10 protein-coding genes, 4 tRNA genes and 1 pseudogene are annotated in these 13250 nt (G+C 59.0%); 9 read left to right on the forward strand and 6 right to left on the reverse strand.

Going from position 1 to position 13250, the window contains the following annotated elements; all coding sequences use genetic code 11:
• The first annotated feature begins 137 nt into the window (after nt 1-137).
• The 3 genes and pseudogenes from ND528_RS13410 to ND528_RS28430 all read left to right on the forward strand — a co-directional run bounded on the left by ND528_RS13410 (nt 138) and on the right by ND528_RS28430 (nt 3614).
• Nucleotides 138-1538, forward strand: a complete 1401-nt coding sequence (locus ND528_RS13410) for an aminotransferase-like domain-containing protein (protein ID WP_263470504.1) — start codon at nt 138-140, stop codon at nt 1536-1538.
• A 990-nt stretch (nt 1539-2528) separates the two neighbouring features.
• Nucleotides 2529-2753 (forward strand): annotated as a pseudogene (locus ND528_RS28425) (HAMP domain-containing protein); the annotation flags it as partial.
• Entirely contained in the window at nt 2751-3614 is an 864-nt protein-coding gene (locus tag ND528_RS28430) for a methyl-accepting chemotaxis protein (RefSeq protein WP_371699606.1), read from the forward strand. The pseudogene ND528_RS28425 and the gene ND528_RS28430, both read left to right, overlap by 3 nt.
• A gap of 255 nt (nt 3615-3869) precedes the next feature.
• Here the strand turns inward: ND528_RS28430 and ND528_RS13420 are convergent, their stop codons facing one another.
• Nucleotides 3870-4628 carry a hypothetical protein gene (locus tag ND528_RS13420; RefSeq protein ID WP_178083664.1) on the reverse strand — a complete coding sequence of 253 codons (759 nt, stop codon included), beginning with the start codon at nt 4626-4628 and terminating at the stop codon, nt 3870-3872.
• Nucleotides 4629-5011: 383 nt separating this feature from the next.
• On the opposite strand from ND528_RS13420, the gene ND528_RS13425 reads away from it, so the two are divergent.
• The 5 genes from ND528_RS13425 to ND528_RS13445 all read left to right on the forward strand — a co-directional run bounded on the left by ND528_RS13425 (nt 5012) and on the right by ND528_RS13445 (nt 6990).
• Nucleotides 5012-5087 (forward strand) — tRNA-Glu (locus tag ND528_RS13425).
• Nucleotides 5088-5089: 2 nt separating this feature from the next.
• Nucleotides 5090-5165: transfer RNA gene (locus ND528_RS13430), tRNA-Gly, on the forward strand.
• A 104-nt stretch (nt 5166-5269) separates the two neighbouring features.
• Nucleotides 5270-5345, forward strand: a tRNA-Glu gene (locus ND528_RS13435).
• A 3-nt stretch (nt 5346-5348) separates the two neighbouring features.
• A tRNA-Gly gene (locus ND528_RS13440) sits at nt 5349-5424 on the forward strand.
• A gap of 204 nt (nt 5425-5628) precedes the next feature.
• Nucleotides 5629-6990, forward strand: coding sequence for an MATE family efflux transporter (locus tag ND528_RS13445; protein WP_137213902.1), 1362 nt, complete (start codon nt 5629-5631; stop codon nt 6988-6990).
• Nucleotides 6991-7050: 60 nt separating this feature from the next.
• Here ND528_RS13445 and ND528_RS13450 read toward each other — a convergent pair whose 3' ends face one another.
• The 4 genes from ND528_RS13450 to ND528_RS13465 form a co-directional block, all read right to left on the reverse strand.
• Nucleotides 7051-8790, reverse strand: coding sequence for a dipeptidase (locus tag ND528_RS13450; protein WP_263470506.1), 1740 nt, complete (start codon nt 8788-8790; stop codon nt 7051-7053).
• Nucleotides 8791-8976: 186 nt separating this feature from the next.
• Nucleotides 8977-9615 carry a LysE family translocator gene (locus tag ND528_RS13455; RefSeq protein ID WP_016773667.1) on the reverse strand — a complete coding sequence of 213 codons (639 nt, stop codon included), beginning with the start codon at nt 9613-9615 and terminating at the stop codon, nt 8977-8979.
• A 1-nt stretch (nt 9616) separates the two neighbouring features.
• Nucleotides 9617-10387 carry a 2OG-Fe(II) oxygenase gene (locus ND528_RS13460; RefSeq protein WP_076563824.1) on the reverse strand — a complete coding sequence of 257 codons (771 nt, stop codon included), beginning with the start codon at nt 10385-10387 and terminating at the stop codon, nt 9617-9619.
• 90 nt (nt 10388-10477) lie between these two features.
• A complete protein-coding gene (locus ND528_RS13465) occupies nt 10478-11104 on the reverse strand; it encodes an alanyl-tRNA editing protein (RefSeq protein ID WP_130911834.1) in 627 nt (208 codons plus the stop codon).
• Nucleotides 11105-11193: 89 nt separating this feature from the next.
• Between ND528_RS13465 and ND528_RS13470 the strand changes: the two genes are divergently transcribed.
• Entirely contained in the window at nt 11194-12192 is a 999-nt protein-coding gene (locus tag ND528_RS13470; RefSeq protein ID WP_024013940.1) for a LysR family transcriptional regulator, read from the forward strand.
• A gap of 628 nt (nt 12193-12820) precedes the next feature.
• Here ND528_RS13470 and ND528_RS13475 read toward each other — a convergent pair.
• Nucleotides 12821-13228 carry a PA2817 family protein gene (locus tag ND528_RS13475; RefSeq protein WP_039760212.1) on the reverse strand — a complete coding sequence of 136 codons (408 nt, stop codon included), beginning with the start codon at nt 13226-13228 and terminating at the stop codon, nt 12821-12823.
• Between the last annotated feature and the right edge of the window lie 22 nt (nt 13229-13250).

Below are 13250 nucleotides of genomic sequence, written 5' to 3' on the forward strand. Positions count from 1 at the left end.
GTCCTGGGATGTGAATACAGTTAAACAATGTGTATCAAACCGTTAGAACTGCCGCATTTGGCGGCGTTGTCGCACAGCCTCGGCGGCGCCGCTGTGATTTACTGCTGCCAGCAAAACTGACAGGAGTTTGCGAGCTCATGGAACTGAGAATTGACCGACAGGCAATGGTGCCGGTCGTGCAGCAGATTGTCGATGGAATGACTGACTGGATCGTGCAAAGCGGTATCCCGCCGGCCACCCGGTTGCCCTCCGTACGGCAAATCGCCCGGGGTAATCTGCTCAGCCAGTCGTGCGTCGTCGAAGCCTGCGAGCGCCTGGTTTCGCAAGGTGTGTTGACTGCGCGTCAGGGCGCCGGATTCATCGTCGCGGCCGCGCCGTCGTTGCGCGAAGCGGACTCGGAACTGGCAACGTTCGAGGGTCGCCAGGCATGGTGTGATGAGGTGAACGCCTCAACGAATCGCTTGATATTGGGCCAGGGAAGCCTGCCGCCGAGCTGGCGCGAGCCCGACGACCTCAGCTACGCGTTGCGCGAGGTGGCACGCACCGACATGGCGAGTCTGTTCAATTACAGCTCGCCGCTGGGGCTGCCAGCGTTGCGCGAGCAGATTGCCAAGCGCCTCAAACTGCTGAATATCGACGCCTGCAGTACCCGGGTGATGAGCACCAGCGGTGCCAGTCATGCGCTGGATCTGATCGTGCGTACCCTGTTCAAGGCCGGCGATTGCGTGGTGGTGGAAACGCCCGGATATGCACCGTTGTTTGACCTGCTGCGTCTGCACGGCGTACGCATGCTCGAAGTTCGTCGCACGCCGAGCGGGCCGGACACCGAAATGCTCGAGTCGGTGCTGCGTCAGTTTCGTCCCGCTGCCTTGTTCATCGGCAGTCATCACCACAATCCCACCGGCAGTTGCCTGACGCCCGCCGTTGCCCAGCGCATCGTGCAGTTGAGCAAGATCTACGACCTGCGCGTGATCGAAGATGACGTCTATGCTGATCTGCACACTGGCAACGGTACGCGGCTGGCAGCGCTGGATCATGAGGGACGGGTCGCTTATGTGGGCAGCTTCTCCAAGACACTGAGCAGTTCGTTGCGGGTCGGTTTTGTCCTGGCGGACAGCGAGCTGCTGACGCGGCTGGCTGAGGTCAAGATGATCAGCGGCCTGGGCTGTTCGAGGCTGGCCGAAGCGGTGCTGGCCAGGCTGATGGCGACCGGCGCCTATCGCAAACTGGTGCAGCGCCAGCGCCAGCGCTTGAATGCCGATCGCGCGGCGGCCTTGCAGGCTCTGGAAGATGCCGAGTGGGAAGTGTTCGGCAAGCCGGTTGGCGGGCTTTTCATCTGGGCGCGTGCACGGTTGAAGGATCAGACGTCGGTGCGCAGGCAGGCCCAGCGTTGCGGGCTGGAGTTATCGGCAGCGGACGCCTTCAGTCCCAGCGGTGAGTGCGGTGACTGGCAGCGCATCAATGTGGCCTGTGCCTGCGACCCTCGGGCTCGGCAGTTTTTTCGCAATACTTGCGCGGATCGACCTCCAGCATTCTGAAAACGACGCGGGCGTAGCTTTTTGCCATTATTCCGACGCCGGAGACTTGTGCTGGTTCGAGCCCGTTGCGAATCTTCGTTCACAGACTTTGGCAGGGGACTACGCGCAATGATTTCGGCCGTGCAAGGACGTTTTGCCAACCTCGGTATGGCGAAAAAACTGGGTATCGGATTCGTGCTGGTCTTGCTGCTGACTGCACTGGTCGCGGCGATCGGCGTCTGGTCCCTGCAAACCATCAGTCTGCGTTTCGACGGCTTGAAGCAGATGTCCGCGCTCAACAGCGGCCTGCTCAAGGTGCGCCTGCTCGAGCAGGAGTACGCGCTGCGCGGCAACCCGAAAACCGCCGACGCCTTGCGCGAGGGCGTCGATGGGCTGATTGTTCTTGCCGGTGAGCTCAAGGCACATTCACCGGCCAATGTGCCGGTGATGAGCGATGTCGAGCAAGCGCTGGGCGCGTATCGCAAGGCCTTCGATGAATTCGTCTCGCTGAGCCAGGCCAAGGACCTCGCACTGGAAATGGCCAGTTGGTCGGTGTCCAGCGTGGCCAATAACCTCGACGTGTTGCAGAGCGGGCTGGCCGATGATGGCGCCTATACGCTGAAAGACACCGAGGGCAAGGACGGCGCGCAGTTCATCGAACAGGCGAATCAGGTCAGTCAGGTCTCGCGACTGATGCTGCAAGCGATGAACGAAGCGCGGGTGCGGCTGGATCAAAGCCGCAAGGGCGATGCCGACAATGCCGGCCAGGGCAACATCGAGCAGGCCGCGCAAGCGCAGGAGCAGGCTGAAGCGTTGAAAAGCACGGTCAAGGATGAGGGCTATCTGACTGTGCTCAATGAAGTCTCGGGGCATATCGCCGGATTCAACGAGAAACTGGCGGAGTACACCGGTTTGCTGGCGCAAGAGAAAACGGTTTATGACCAATTGCATCAGCGTGCTGCGCAGGTGGTGGACCGGGTCAATCAAGCCTATGTCGCCGAAGACGCATCGATGCAGACGGAGCTGAAAAAGAACACGGTATTGATCATTGGTTCTTCGGCGCTGGCCTTGTTGGTCGGATTGCTCGCTGCATGGGTGATCACGCGTCTGATCGTGGCACCGTTGCGCAGTGTGATTCGTGTGGCGCAGCAGATTGCTGCGGGTGATCTCACGGCAAAGGTCGAGGTGACACGCCGTGATGAAATGGGCCAGCTGATGTTGGCGATGCAGCAGATGGCTGCCGGCCTGGGCACGATTGTCAGTGGCTTGCAGGCCGGAATCGAGCGCTTGGCCGGTTCCGCGCAATCACTGTCGGCGGTGACCGAGCAGACCAATCTGGAGGTCAACAGCCAGAAGGAGGAAACCGAGCAGGTCGCCACCGCCATGAACCAGATGACCGCCACCGTGCATGACGTTGCGCGCAATGCCGAAGAGGCGGCGCTGGCGGCGCAGACGGCGGATGACAAGGTCGAGAGCGGACAGCAAGTGGTGCGCCAAAGCATGGCGCGGATCGAGCAGTTGGCGGATTCAGCGACCTCGGCCAGTTCCAGCATCGAGAGCCTCAGCGCCGAGATTCAGAATATCGGCACGGTGCTGGAGGTGATCAAGAGCGTGGCCGAGCAGACCAATCTGTTGGCGCTGAACGCGGCGATCGAAGCGGCGCGGGCCGGCGAGCAGGGCAGGGGATTTGCCGTGGTGGCCGATGAGGTGCGTGCGCTGGCGCGGCGTACGCAACAGTCAACCGAGGAGATCGAACGCTTGGTGAGTGCCTTGCGGGCGGCGGCGCAGTCGTCGGTGCAGCAGATTCGCAGCAGTGGCGAACTGGTGAAGCTGGCGGTCAGTGATGCGTTGCAGACCGAGAGTGCGCTGGGGAGTATTGCGGCGGCGGTGTCGTTGATTCAGCAGATGAATCAGCAGATCGCGGCGGCGGCGGAGGAGCAGAGTTCGGTGGCAGAGGAGATCAATCGCAGTGTTACGCAGATTCGTGCGAGCGCGGATCACTCTTCCGTGGCGATGCGCGGGAATGCGGCTTCGAGTGTTGAGCTGGCGCAGTTGGGCGGGGAGTTGCGCTCGATGGTTGGGCATTTTCGGCTTTGATTCTTGGCGGCCTTTGGGCCGGCCAGGCTCTCGGCTTCGCCGCGTGGGGATGGCCCGGGTTTGCTTTTGCTGTTCTGTGGGAGCTGACTTGCCAGCGAAGGCGGCCTGACAGCCGACCGATTTTTACCTGAGAACACTGCTTCCCAATGTGGGAGTGAGCCTGCTCGCGAAAGCGGTCTTCAATTCACATTCTCTTCCAAGTCGCCCACAAAAAAGCCACCAATAACGGTGGCTTTTCTCCCCAGCATTCGCGACTCAGTCGTAAATCACTTTCTTCTTCCAGTCGGCATCCGCTTCGGCATCTTTCAAGCCGGCGGTCAGTTGGTTTTCTTCACCTTCCACCGGGGCGATCTTGTCCATGACCTGGGCGTTGGCTCGGGCGAGGAGTTTTTCCAGATATTGCAGTTGCTCGGCATACATCTGCGGATCCTGCTGTTTGCGCAGATATTGCACGCCGCGTTCGAAGGCGAGGCGGGCCTGGCCGGGTTGGTTTTGTTGCAGGGACTGTTGGCCGAGGTTGTTGAAGAATTCGATGTGCAGCAGCACGAGGATATGGCGCACTTCGCGAATCCATTGTTTGGCTTCGTTCGGAGGCAGGAAACCGTCGTGGGCGGCGCGGGTGATCTGGCCGTGCAGGGCTTCGAGGAGGAAGCGTACGTCTTTGGCCTTGGCTTCGGTCAGGATCGGCGCGGGCGGGTTGTTCACCGGGATCGATTCGCCCTGGGCAACGAGGGCGCTGAGTTCGGTGATGCGGGCCTTGGTGGTTGCGCTGGTCTTTTCCAGATTGAGCAGGCGCTGGCAGACGTTGAGTTCCAGGCGGGTCAGCAGCAGTTTCAGCGCCGGGGTCATGAACTGGCCAGGGAAGGTTTCGGTCAGTTCGCCGCATCGGCGCAGGCGGTCGTTGAGTTCGACTTTGGTGCGGGCCTTCTCCAGTTTGTTGTTTTCCACCACATGGTTCATGTAGCCAATGGCGATCAGAATTGCGATCCCGGCTACGACTAGCAGGGTGATCATGAGTGGTGTCACCGGTAAGACCTCTTTATAGGGTTCGCATGCGAGTGTAGTGGCTGGGCATTTAGGCGCCTAGCGCCGCTCGACGGGTTTGATCGGCTGCTGCAATCTGTATCGGCCGCCGGCTGTATAGATGAATGCTGGCGCTTGATGTGCAGATTGCCATCACTGTGCGGTGACTATAACGTCTTGGCGAGTGGCGGAATATAGGCGTCAGGTTTCGGACGACGGAAAAGCCCTACGCGGCCCGTAATCCAGGTCGAAGTCATTGATTTAAATAAATTTATATCAGGGGGTTGACGACCCCTCAATCCATCCATAGAATGCGCGCCACTTGCAGCGTAAAGCACACAGCGAAACGCGGCAGGGAGTGAATGTTGTAGTGTGTCCCCTTCGTCTAGTGGCCTAGGACACCGCCCTTTCACGGCGGTAACAGGGGTTCGAGTCCCCTAGGGGACGCCAATGCGGGAATAGCTCAGTTGGTAGAGCACGACCTTGCCAAGGTCGGGGTCGCGAGTTCGAGTCTCGTTTCCCGCTCCAATTTTAAACAGCAGTGCTTTCGGGCGGTGCTGAGTGAAACCAGAACCAAATCTTCGGATTCGGATCTGGACACCGAAACACACACCATGTGTTCCGGGTAGCGTGTCCCCTTCGTCTAGTGGCCTAGGACACCGCCCTTTCACGGCGGTAACAGGGGTTCGAGTCCCCTAGGGGACGCCATTTGCGGGAATAGCTCAGTTGGTAGAGCACGACCTTGCCAAGGTCGGGGTCGCGAGTTCGAGTCTCGTTTCCCGCTCCAATTTCATAAAAACGCCGATCAGTGATGATCGGCGTTTTTGTTTGTGCGCGTTTTGTACCTGCCGCGCTCTGTTACAACTTTCCTACAGCGATCCCGTGAAACTCGGAAGCAGCCGACAGCCAGCGCATGGGCAATTCTGAGATAACGACGCCGTTCCTGGCTATGACGCCAGCATCGGCCAGTCGATTCTGAGGATCTCATTCAATGTTTCAAAAAACTGCCACTGTTGATGCTTTGCGAGAAATACGGGCCACCGCCTGGCTGGCGTTGCCGTTGGTCATCGGGCATGTCAGTGCCGGGCTTATCGCCTTCGTTGATAACCTGATCGCCGGCAACCATGGCACCGATACCCTGGCGGCGGTGACTTTGGGCACTGCCTTGTTGTGGCTGCCGATGCTGGTGCCGATCGGTACGCTGATTGCGCTGACCGCTTCGGTCGCACGTTTGCACGGCGCGGATCGAATAAGCGAGATCGGTCCGGTGTTCCGCCAGGCACTCTGGTTGGCGCTGTTCATGGGGGGCGTGATGTTCGCTTTTCTCAGCCTCGCGCCGGCATTACTGGCGCCGGCAGGAATTGCGCCGCAAATGATTCCCGGCGCACGAGACTTTTTGCACGCCGTGCGATGGGGCAGTCCGGCGCTGACGCTGTTTTTCTGCATGCGTTATCTGTGCGAAGGAATGCACTGGATGCGCCCGACCATGATTCTAAGTTTTGGTGGGTTGCTGTTGCTGGCGCCAATGGGTTACGTGCTGACCAACGGCAAGCTTGGGTTTCCGGAACTGGGTGCTCAAGGCCTGGGCATTGCCTCGGCATCGTTGATGTGGCTGCAGGCGCTGCTGTTCGCCTGTTACCTGTGGCGCGGCAAACGGTTGGCGCATTTGCAGCTGTTTTCCCGGTTTGATCTGCCGTGTCGCGCTGGCATCCTCGATTTGCTGAAGGTCGGAATGCCAATCGGTATTGCGATTCTGACCCAGGGCAGTCTTTTCATCGTTACCTCGTTACTCATCGGCCGACTCGGTTCGACCTTTCTCGCGGCGCATCAGATCGCAGTCAATCTCGCGCAGCTGTGTTTCATGATTCCGGTCGCCGTCGCCGAGGCGACAACCGTGCGGGTCGGTCACGCGCTGGGCCGAGGCGACTTCAGGGCGGTGCGGCGGGCGGCGTATGCGGGTTGTGTCATCGTTGTTGTCGCCCAGAGTTTTTCGATGTTGGCCATGCTTTTGGGCAATCAGATGATTGCCGGCTGGTACAGCTCGGATCTCGCGGTCACCGCGCTGGCCTCAACGCTGCTCCTCTACGCTGCGGCTTTGCAGTTCCCAGATGGCATGCAGATGCTCGCGGCGGGAGCGTTGCGCGGTTTGCAGGACACGCGAATCCCCATGTGGCTGGCGATTTTCTGTTACTGGGGAATAGGTCTACCGTTGGGATGCCTGATGGCATTTGGTATGGGCTGGGGGCCGCAAGGGATATGGGCAGGACTCATCACTGCGTTGACGCTGGCGACGGTGTTGATGGGGTGGCGCTTCGTCCACCGCAGCCGGGAAGCGACCACGGTCACGCAATGAAAGAAAGGCCCGAGGGTGCATACCCTCGGGCCTTTCTTTACCACCGGGTTGAACCGATATTCAAAGCTTCGGCAACTGCCCGACACGCCCCATCATTTCCGTGACGATCTGCAGGTCCAGCAGGAACTGCTCAACGGTTTTGAATTCGCCATCGGTGTGGCCGGTGTATTTGGCCTCAGGTCGCGCCAGGCCGAATTGCACGCCGTTCGGCAATTCGTGAACCGAAGTCGCGCCAGCGGAAGTACCGAATTCCGACTTCATGCCGAGGTTTTCGCTGGCTACGGCAAGCAGCGCCTTGACCCACTCCCCCTCGGGGTTGCGATACATCGGCTCGGCCACGGAATAGTCGAACGCTACAGCGACATGAGTCTTCTTGCTCCAGGCATCCAGTTTCTCAGCAATTTCAGCCTTGAGCTTTTCCGGAGACTTGCCCTTCGGTACGCGCAGATTCACCGCCAGCTTGAAGGTTTTGTCATCCTCACCGACGTAGGTCAGCGAGGTGGTCAGTGGTCCCATGAACGAATCAGAGAAGCCAACGCCAAGTTTTTTGCCCAGATAATCCAGGCCCCAGTTGTCATCGGCATAGCGCGCCGCGTCGGTGAACTGGTTGTGCTTGAGCGCGATTTGGCCGTTCAGGCTGTTGAGGAAACTCAACATGCGCGCGACCGGGTTGACGCCGGACTCAGGCTCGGAGGAGTGCGCAGAAACGCCGGTGACGGTCAGTTTGACGTCCTTGCCATCAACCTTCGCCGCGACTTCGAAATCGCCGCCATTGGCTTTGGCATAAGCGTCGCCGGCTTTTTGCAGACTGGCGGCGAGCTCGGCTGGCTTGTCGGTTACCAGTGTGACCACCGAAGCCGATGGGATCTGGTTGGTCGCTTTGCCGCCAGTCATCGAAACGATTTCCGCGCCGGTGCCTTCAGCTTTGCGTTTGGCAAAGTTGGCCATGACGGTGCCGTAACCTTTTTCGGCGATCACCACCGGATAACCGCCGTCCAGCGCCATGTTGTAGTTCGGCGTCGGGTTGCGTTCGAAGTAATAAGGAATGGCGTCGCCGCTGGTTTCTTCGGTGGTGTCGACCAGCAACTTGAAGTTGCGCGCCAGGGGCAGTTTCTCGTCCTTGATCACTTTCATGGCATACAGCGCTACGACGATCGCGTTCTTGTCGTCTTCAGTGCCCCGGCCGTACATGCGATCACCGATCAGCGTGACTTTGAACGGGTCGAGTTTGGTGCCGTCCTTCAGCACCCAGTTTTCCGGCGTCACCGGCACCACATCGGCGTGCGCGTGAATACCGACGACTTCGTCGCCTTTGCCTTCCAGAGAAATTTCGTAGACACGGTTATCGACGTTGCGGAATTTCAGACCGAAAGATTCGGCGAGTTTCTGGATCTCGCCGGCAATCTTGATGAATTCCGGGTTGTCGTGTTGCTCCACGCCGTCCTTGCGGAAGGTCGGGATCTCGACGAGTTGGCGCAGGGTTTCCAGCGCGGCCTTGCCATATTTCACGCGGGTATAAATGCCCAGCAAGCGATGAATTTCATTCTGCTGTTCGGCGTTCAGGGTCTTGTTGTCGAGAAAGGCGCTGATGGACGGGTTGAGCTTATCCGTCTTGGCCAGGTCGCTTTTCGCCAGGCTGCCAAGGAAGCTACGGAAGTCCGTCACGTTCTTGCCATCGAAGGATTTCAGAATCGCTGCACTTTGCTCGGCAGTGATGTTGGCTTGTGCGGCGCTGGTAAACGCGGTGAGGCTGGCCATGACGAGCGTGGCAGCGGCCAGTTTTTTCAGGGAAAAGACCATGTAACAGGCATTCCTTTGCTAGAGATTGGGAGAATATGTCTGACGCTTGCGGCAGAAACATTTTGCAACCTACCACCATGAGCAGGTGAAGAGGGAGTCACAAACTTGATCTGTCGCACAGAAATGCAAAAGAGGCGCACAAATGAAAAAATCCCGGCAACTGATGCCGGGACTTTTTTGTGCGAGTTACATCGACAGCATCAGGCGTCCGGCAAATAGAATGAGGATGACGCCCATGCTGCGCTCGAACCAGTGTCCAAGGCGCATGAACAGCAGGCGCACTTTGTTGCTGGAGAAAAACAGCGCGACGATCACGAACCACAGCGCGTTGACGAAGCACATCCACAAACCATAGAACGCCTGGATCTGCAGCGGTGTGCTGGCACTGATGATCGTGGTGAAGATGGCCAGGAAAAACAGCGTGGCCTTGGGGTTGGTCGCGTTGGTCAGAAAACCGGTGCTGAATGCCTTGAACAGTGACTGTTCAACCAGTGGCTCATCGGCGGTTTTTTCGCCTTCGACGCTGCTCTTGGGTTTGCTGCGGATCAGGCTGACGCCCAGATAGAGGATGTAAGCCCCACCGACCACTTTGGCCACAGTCAGCAGCCACGGCGTGGTGTGCATCAAGGCGCCGACGCCGAGCAGGGTATACAGCACGTGCACGGAGATTCCCGCGCCGATGCCCAGCGCAGTGCAGATGCCGACGAGCCGGCCGAAGCGCACGCTCTGGCGGATGGTCACGGCGAAGTCCGGACCGGGCGCCACCACGGCGAGAAAGTGGATGGTCGCCAATGCGAGAAATTCGCCCAGGTAATTGGAAAGCATGTCAGCTCCAGAAAGTCAGAGGGGAGGCATTGCCGCGATAGCCGACAAAGAACGACAGGCTCAAACGCGGATCGGCCACGCCCGGAGTCACCGAGTGCATGCGCCGCGAATTGAACATGATGAAATCGCCGGGCTGCGGTCGTACTTCCAGCGCCGGCGGCCCCAGCAGCGACGGCTCGATGCCATAACTGTCGCCGCGCATTTCGTCGAATTGATCCGGGGTGATGTGGTCATTCCACATCTGCAAGGCGCCACCCTCGGTGGGCATGTTCAGGTAGACGTTGCAGGCAAATTGCGCCTCGAGGCTGCGCGCCTGAAAACTGTCCGGGGCGTCCTTGGCGAAGATGTCGTGATGGGCAAGAAAGCACACGCCGGGTTTGACCACCCGCGACAAGCCGACATACATCTTGCGTCCGTAGAGATTTTCCAGATGCGCGCCGGCGGGCCAGGACTCATCGAGCATGCAGCGCAGGGTGTCGATCGGCGAGGAGTAGGGCGCGCAGCGCTGGCGCAGTTCGGCGATGTTGCGGGTGGCGCGTTCGAAGTAATCTTCGATCAGCAGCGGCTGGTTTTCCGCCTCGTAGAAGGCCATGCCGATGCGGCCTATGCTGGGCGCGTTGATGTAGCCCTCAAAGCCCGGGGCGAGGATCTTGTCGCCAATTTCGATCGCCAGCGGCTCGGGGAGAAAGCGTTTGACGCGGATGGCGAGGACTTCTTCGTTGGCCAGTTTTTTTATGCACGTCTCATCGAGACGCTCGACGTCTAGCATCATTTGTTTTAGGTCCATCTATCGATAGTCAACGGAACCGGCGAGTGCGGTTCCCCGGCGTCGGAGGTTGCGCGACGGCAACGTCCGAAATGCTCAATCCACGCTGTAGTGGACGGACAGCGTGCCTTTCTTCTGCGAAAGCGACGCGATCGTGACTGTGCCCAGATCCTTCAGGCTGCGTACATGGGTGCCACCGCAGCCATAGGCTGGCAGCTCACCGAAACTGATTTCCCGCGCGCCCTCGCGCAGTGAAGTCAGACGCGGCAGATCGTGTTCGATCCACTGCTCGATACCGGTTTGCACGGTTGGCGCATCGACTTCTTCCGCGCCATCGCCCGGTTTGAATTGCACCCGGCCTTCGTCCGGCCAGTGGTGCGCCTTGATCGGCATCCAGCCCATGGCCTGAATGAAATGACCGATCAGGTGCCCGGCCGAGTGCATGCGTGTGTTGAAGCGGCGGCGTTCTTCATCGATGCGGATGACGGTCATGCCCAGCGGCAGCGGTCGGTCGACGAAATGCACAATGCACTCCGGCTCTTGTACCACTCGCGACACCCGGCTTTCACCGATCCAGCCGGTATCGCTAGGCTGTCCACCGCCCTGGGGGTGAAACAGGGTCGCGCGCAGCACTACGGCGAATTCGTTCTCGTGGGGTGTGCAGTCGAGGACTTCGACATTCGCCTTGAGGTCGTCACTGTGAAAAAACAGGCGAAGCGTCATATTCCATGCCCTGATCGAAGTTCTGTTTTTATTATATGAATCGTGCAATAACGTGATAATCCATTCGAACATCAAAGGACTTGTGCGTTGTGAGCATCAATCTTCCGCTGCCGCTGCTGGGTGAAATGGCGATTTTCGTCAAGGTCGTCGAGACCGGCAGCTTCTCCGAAGCAGCCCGGCAGATGGGTTCCTCACCCTCGGCGGTCAGTCGCAGTATTTCCCGCTTGGAAAAGGCGTTGGCCACGCGCTTGCTGCAGCGCACCACGCGTAAGCTGCGCTTGAGCGATGGCGGCGAAGAGGTGTTCAAGCGTTGCCAGGAAATGGTCAGTGCGGCCAGGTCGGTGATGGAAATCAGCGGCCAGTTCACCCACGAAGCCGAAGGTCTGGTACGGGTCAGCGTGCCGAAAGCGGTGGGGCGCTTTGTGATTCATCCGCACATGCCGGAGTTTCTGCGCCGCTATCCCAAGGTCGATGTCGAGTTGTTGCTGGAAGATCGTCAGGTCGATCTGATCGATGATCACGTTGATCTGGCGATACGCATCACTGATCGTCCGCCGGCGGGTCTGGTCGGGCGGCAGTTGCTGACCATCGATCATTTGCTTTGCGCCACGCCGCAATACCTGGCCGAACACGGCACGCCGACGCATCCTCACGATTTGCTCAACCACAGTTGTATTTATCTGGGCGAAACGCCGAGCGATGCACGCTGGAAATTCAAGAAGGGCAGCAAGGCGGTGACGGTCGGTGTGCGTGGGCGTTATGCCGCCAATCACACGGGCGTGCGCTTGGGGGCGGTGTTGCAGCACATCGGCATTGGCAGTCTGCCGTATTTCACGGCGCGTTATGCGCTGGAACAGAAGTTGATTGTGCAGGTGTTGCCGGACTGGACGTTTCTTGCTTCCTATCATGGCGGGTTGTGGTTGCTGCATTCGCCGACGCGTTATTTGCCGCCGAAGTTGCGGGTGTTTATTGATTATCTGGTGGAGTGTTTGCAGAAGGAGCCGACGTTGGGTAGGCCCGGGAAATCTGCCGGTGGGAGCAATGCGGCTGTGGCGTATGAGCTGCCGGAGAGTGAGGGGTTGCTTTGAGGTTTTTTTGGTGGGACTTGGCGGCCTTTGGGCCGACCATGCTCTGGTGGTTTGGGTGAATATCCGTTGCTTCGGTTGTTGCTTCTGGCGGTTTCGCCCTTACGGCGAGTCACTTTTTCAGACGCCAAAAAGTAACCAAAACGCTTGCTCCTGCGTTCGGCCCTCGCAGGCTCGGGTTCCTTCGCTCCGGGACTGATCCGGGCGCAGCGGCTACGGTTTGCTTCGCTGCACCTCCTTCCGCTGTGTACGACTGCGTCGTACGGTCGCTGCGCTCCCACGCCCGGATCAATCCCTACGCTCAGCCTTCCGACGTCGCCTGTGAATCAAGATCAAGAGCGGTACTCGAGCTTGCGCTCATTGTTTTGAGTGGTTAGGAGCGGGAGGTGTCTGGCTTTGGTTTTGTAGTGGATTTTTCCCTCACCCCAGCCCTCTCCCCAGGGAGAGGGAGCCGATTTTTTGGCTTTTCGAATCTCATTCGACTCGGTAATTCAGGTCGACGTACTTCATCCAAACAGCGCGGTCAGTCCCCTCTCCCTCCGGGAGAGGGCTAGGGTGAGGGGCTTTTGATCTTGAAAAAAAAGGCCCGCACGGAATCACCAGTGCGGGCCTTTCGATTACCTGTCGAATATCAATGCTTGCTGTCCTGCGCCGACATGGCCAGCAGTTGTTTTTCCTGGTTCCAGTCGAACGGTTCGTCGTTCTGTTCGGCTTCGTAGCGGCGTTCTTCGAGGGCCTGGTAGAGGTCGATTTCTTCGTCGGAGAGGTAGTGCAGGCAGTCGCCGGCGAAGAACCACAGCAGGTCGCGGGGGATCAGGTGGGCGATTTGCGGGTAGCGGCTGATGACTTGGGTGAGGATGTCCTGGCCCAGGTATTGGCTTTCGATAGGGTCGATCGGCAGGGAGGCCAGCAGTTCGTCGAAGCGCTCGAGGAACAGGGCATGGCTTTCTTCGGGCACTTGTTCGGCCTCACCTACGGCGACCAGGATACTGCGCAGGTGGTCGAGCAACACGAGATGATCGGCAACGACGTTGGACACGAGATAAGTCCTCAAGAGCAAA

This window comes from Pseudomonas mercuritolerans (assembly GCF_025706525.1).
GTDB classification, from domain to species: domain Bacteria; phylum Pseudomonadota; class Gammaproteobacteria; order Pseudomonadales; family Pseudomonadaceae; genus Aquipseudomonas; species Aquipseudomonas mercuritolerans.

Excerpts from the sequence above, each read along its gene's own strand:
- ND528_RS13410 (WP_263470504.1), top strand. The coding sequence starts at position 138 with ATGGAACTGAGAATTGACCGACAGGCAATGGTGCCGGTCGTGCAGCAG.
- ND528_RS28430 (WP_371699606.1), top strand. The coding sequence starts at position 2,751 with ATGGCTGCCGGCCTGGGCACGATTGTCAGTGGCTTGCAGGCCGGAATC.
- ND528_RS13420 (WP_178083664.1), bottom strand. The coding sequence starts at position 4,628 with ATGATCACCCTGCTAGTCGTAGCCGGGATCGCAATTCTGATCGCCATT.
- ND528_RS13445 (WP_137213902.1), top strand. The coding sequence starts at position 5,629 with ATGTTTCAAAAAACTGCCACTGTTGATGCTTTGCGAGAAATACGGGCC.
- ND528_RS13455 (WP_016773667.1), bottom strand. The coding sequence starts at position 9,615 with ATGCTTTCCAATTACCTGGGCGAATTTCTCGCATTGGCGACCATCCAC.
- ND528_RS13460 (WP_076563824.1), bottom strand. The coding sequence starts at position 10,387 with ATGATGCTAGACGTCGAGCGTCTCGATGAGACGTGCATAAAAAAACTG.
- ND528_RS13465 (WP_130911834.1), bottom strand. The coding sequence starts at position 11,104 with ATGACGCTTCGCCTGTTTTTTCACAGTGACGACCTCAAGGCGAATGTC.
- ND528_RS13450 (WP_263470506.1), bottom strand. The coding sequence starts at position 8,790 with ATGGTCTTTTCCCTGAAAAAACTGGCCGCTGCCACGCTCGTCATGGCC.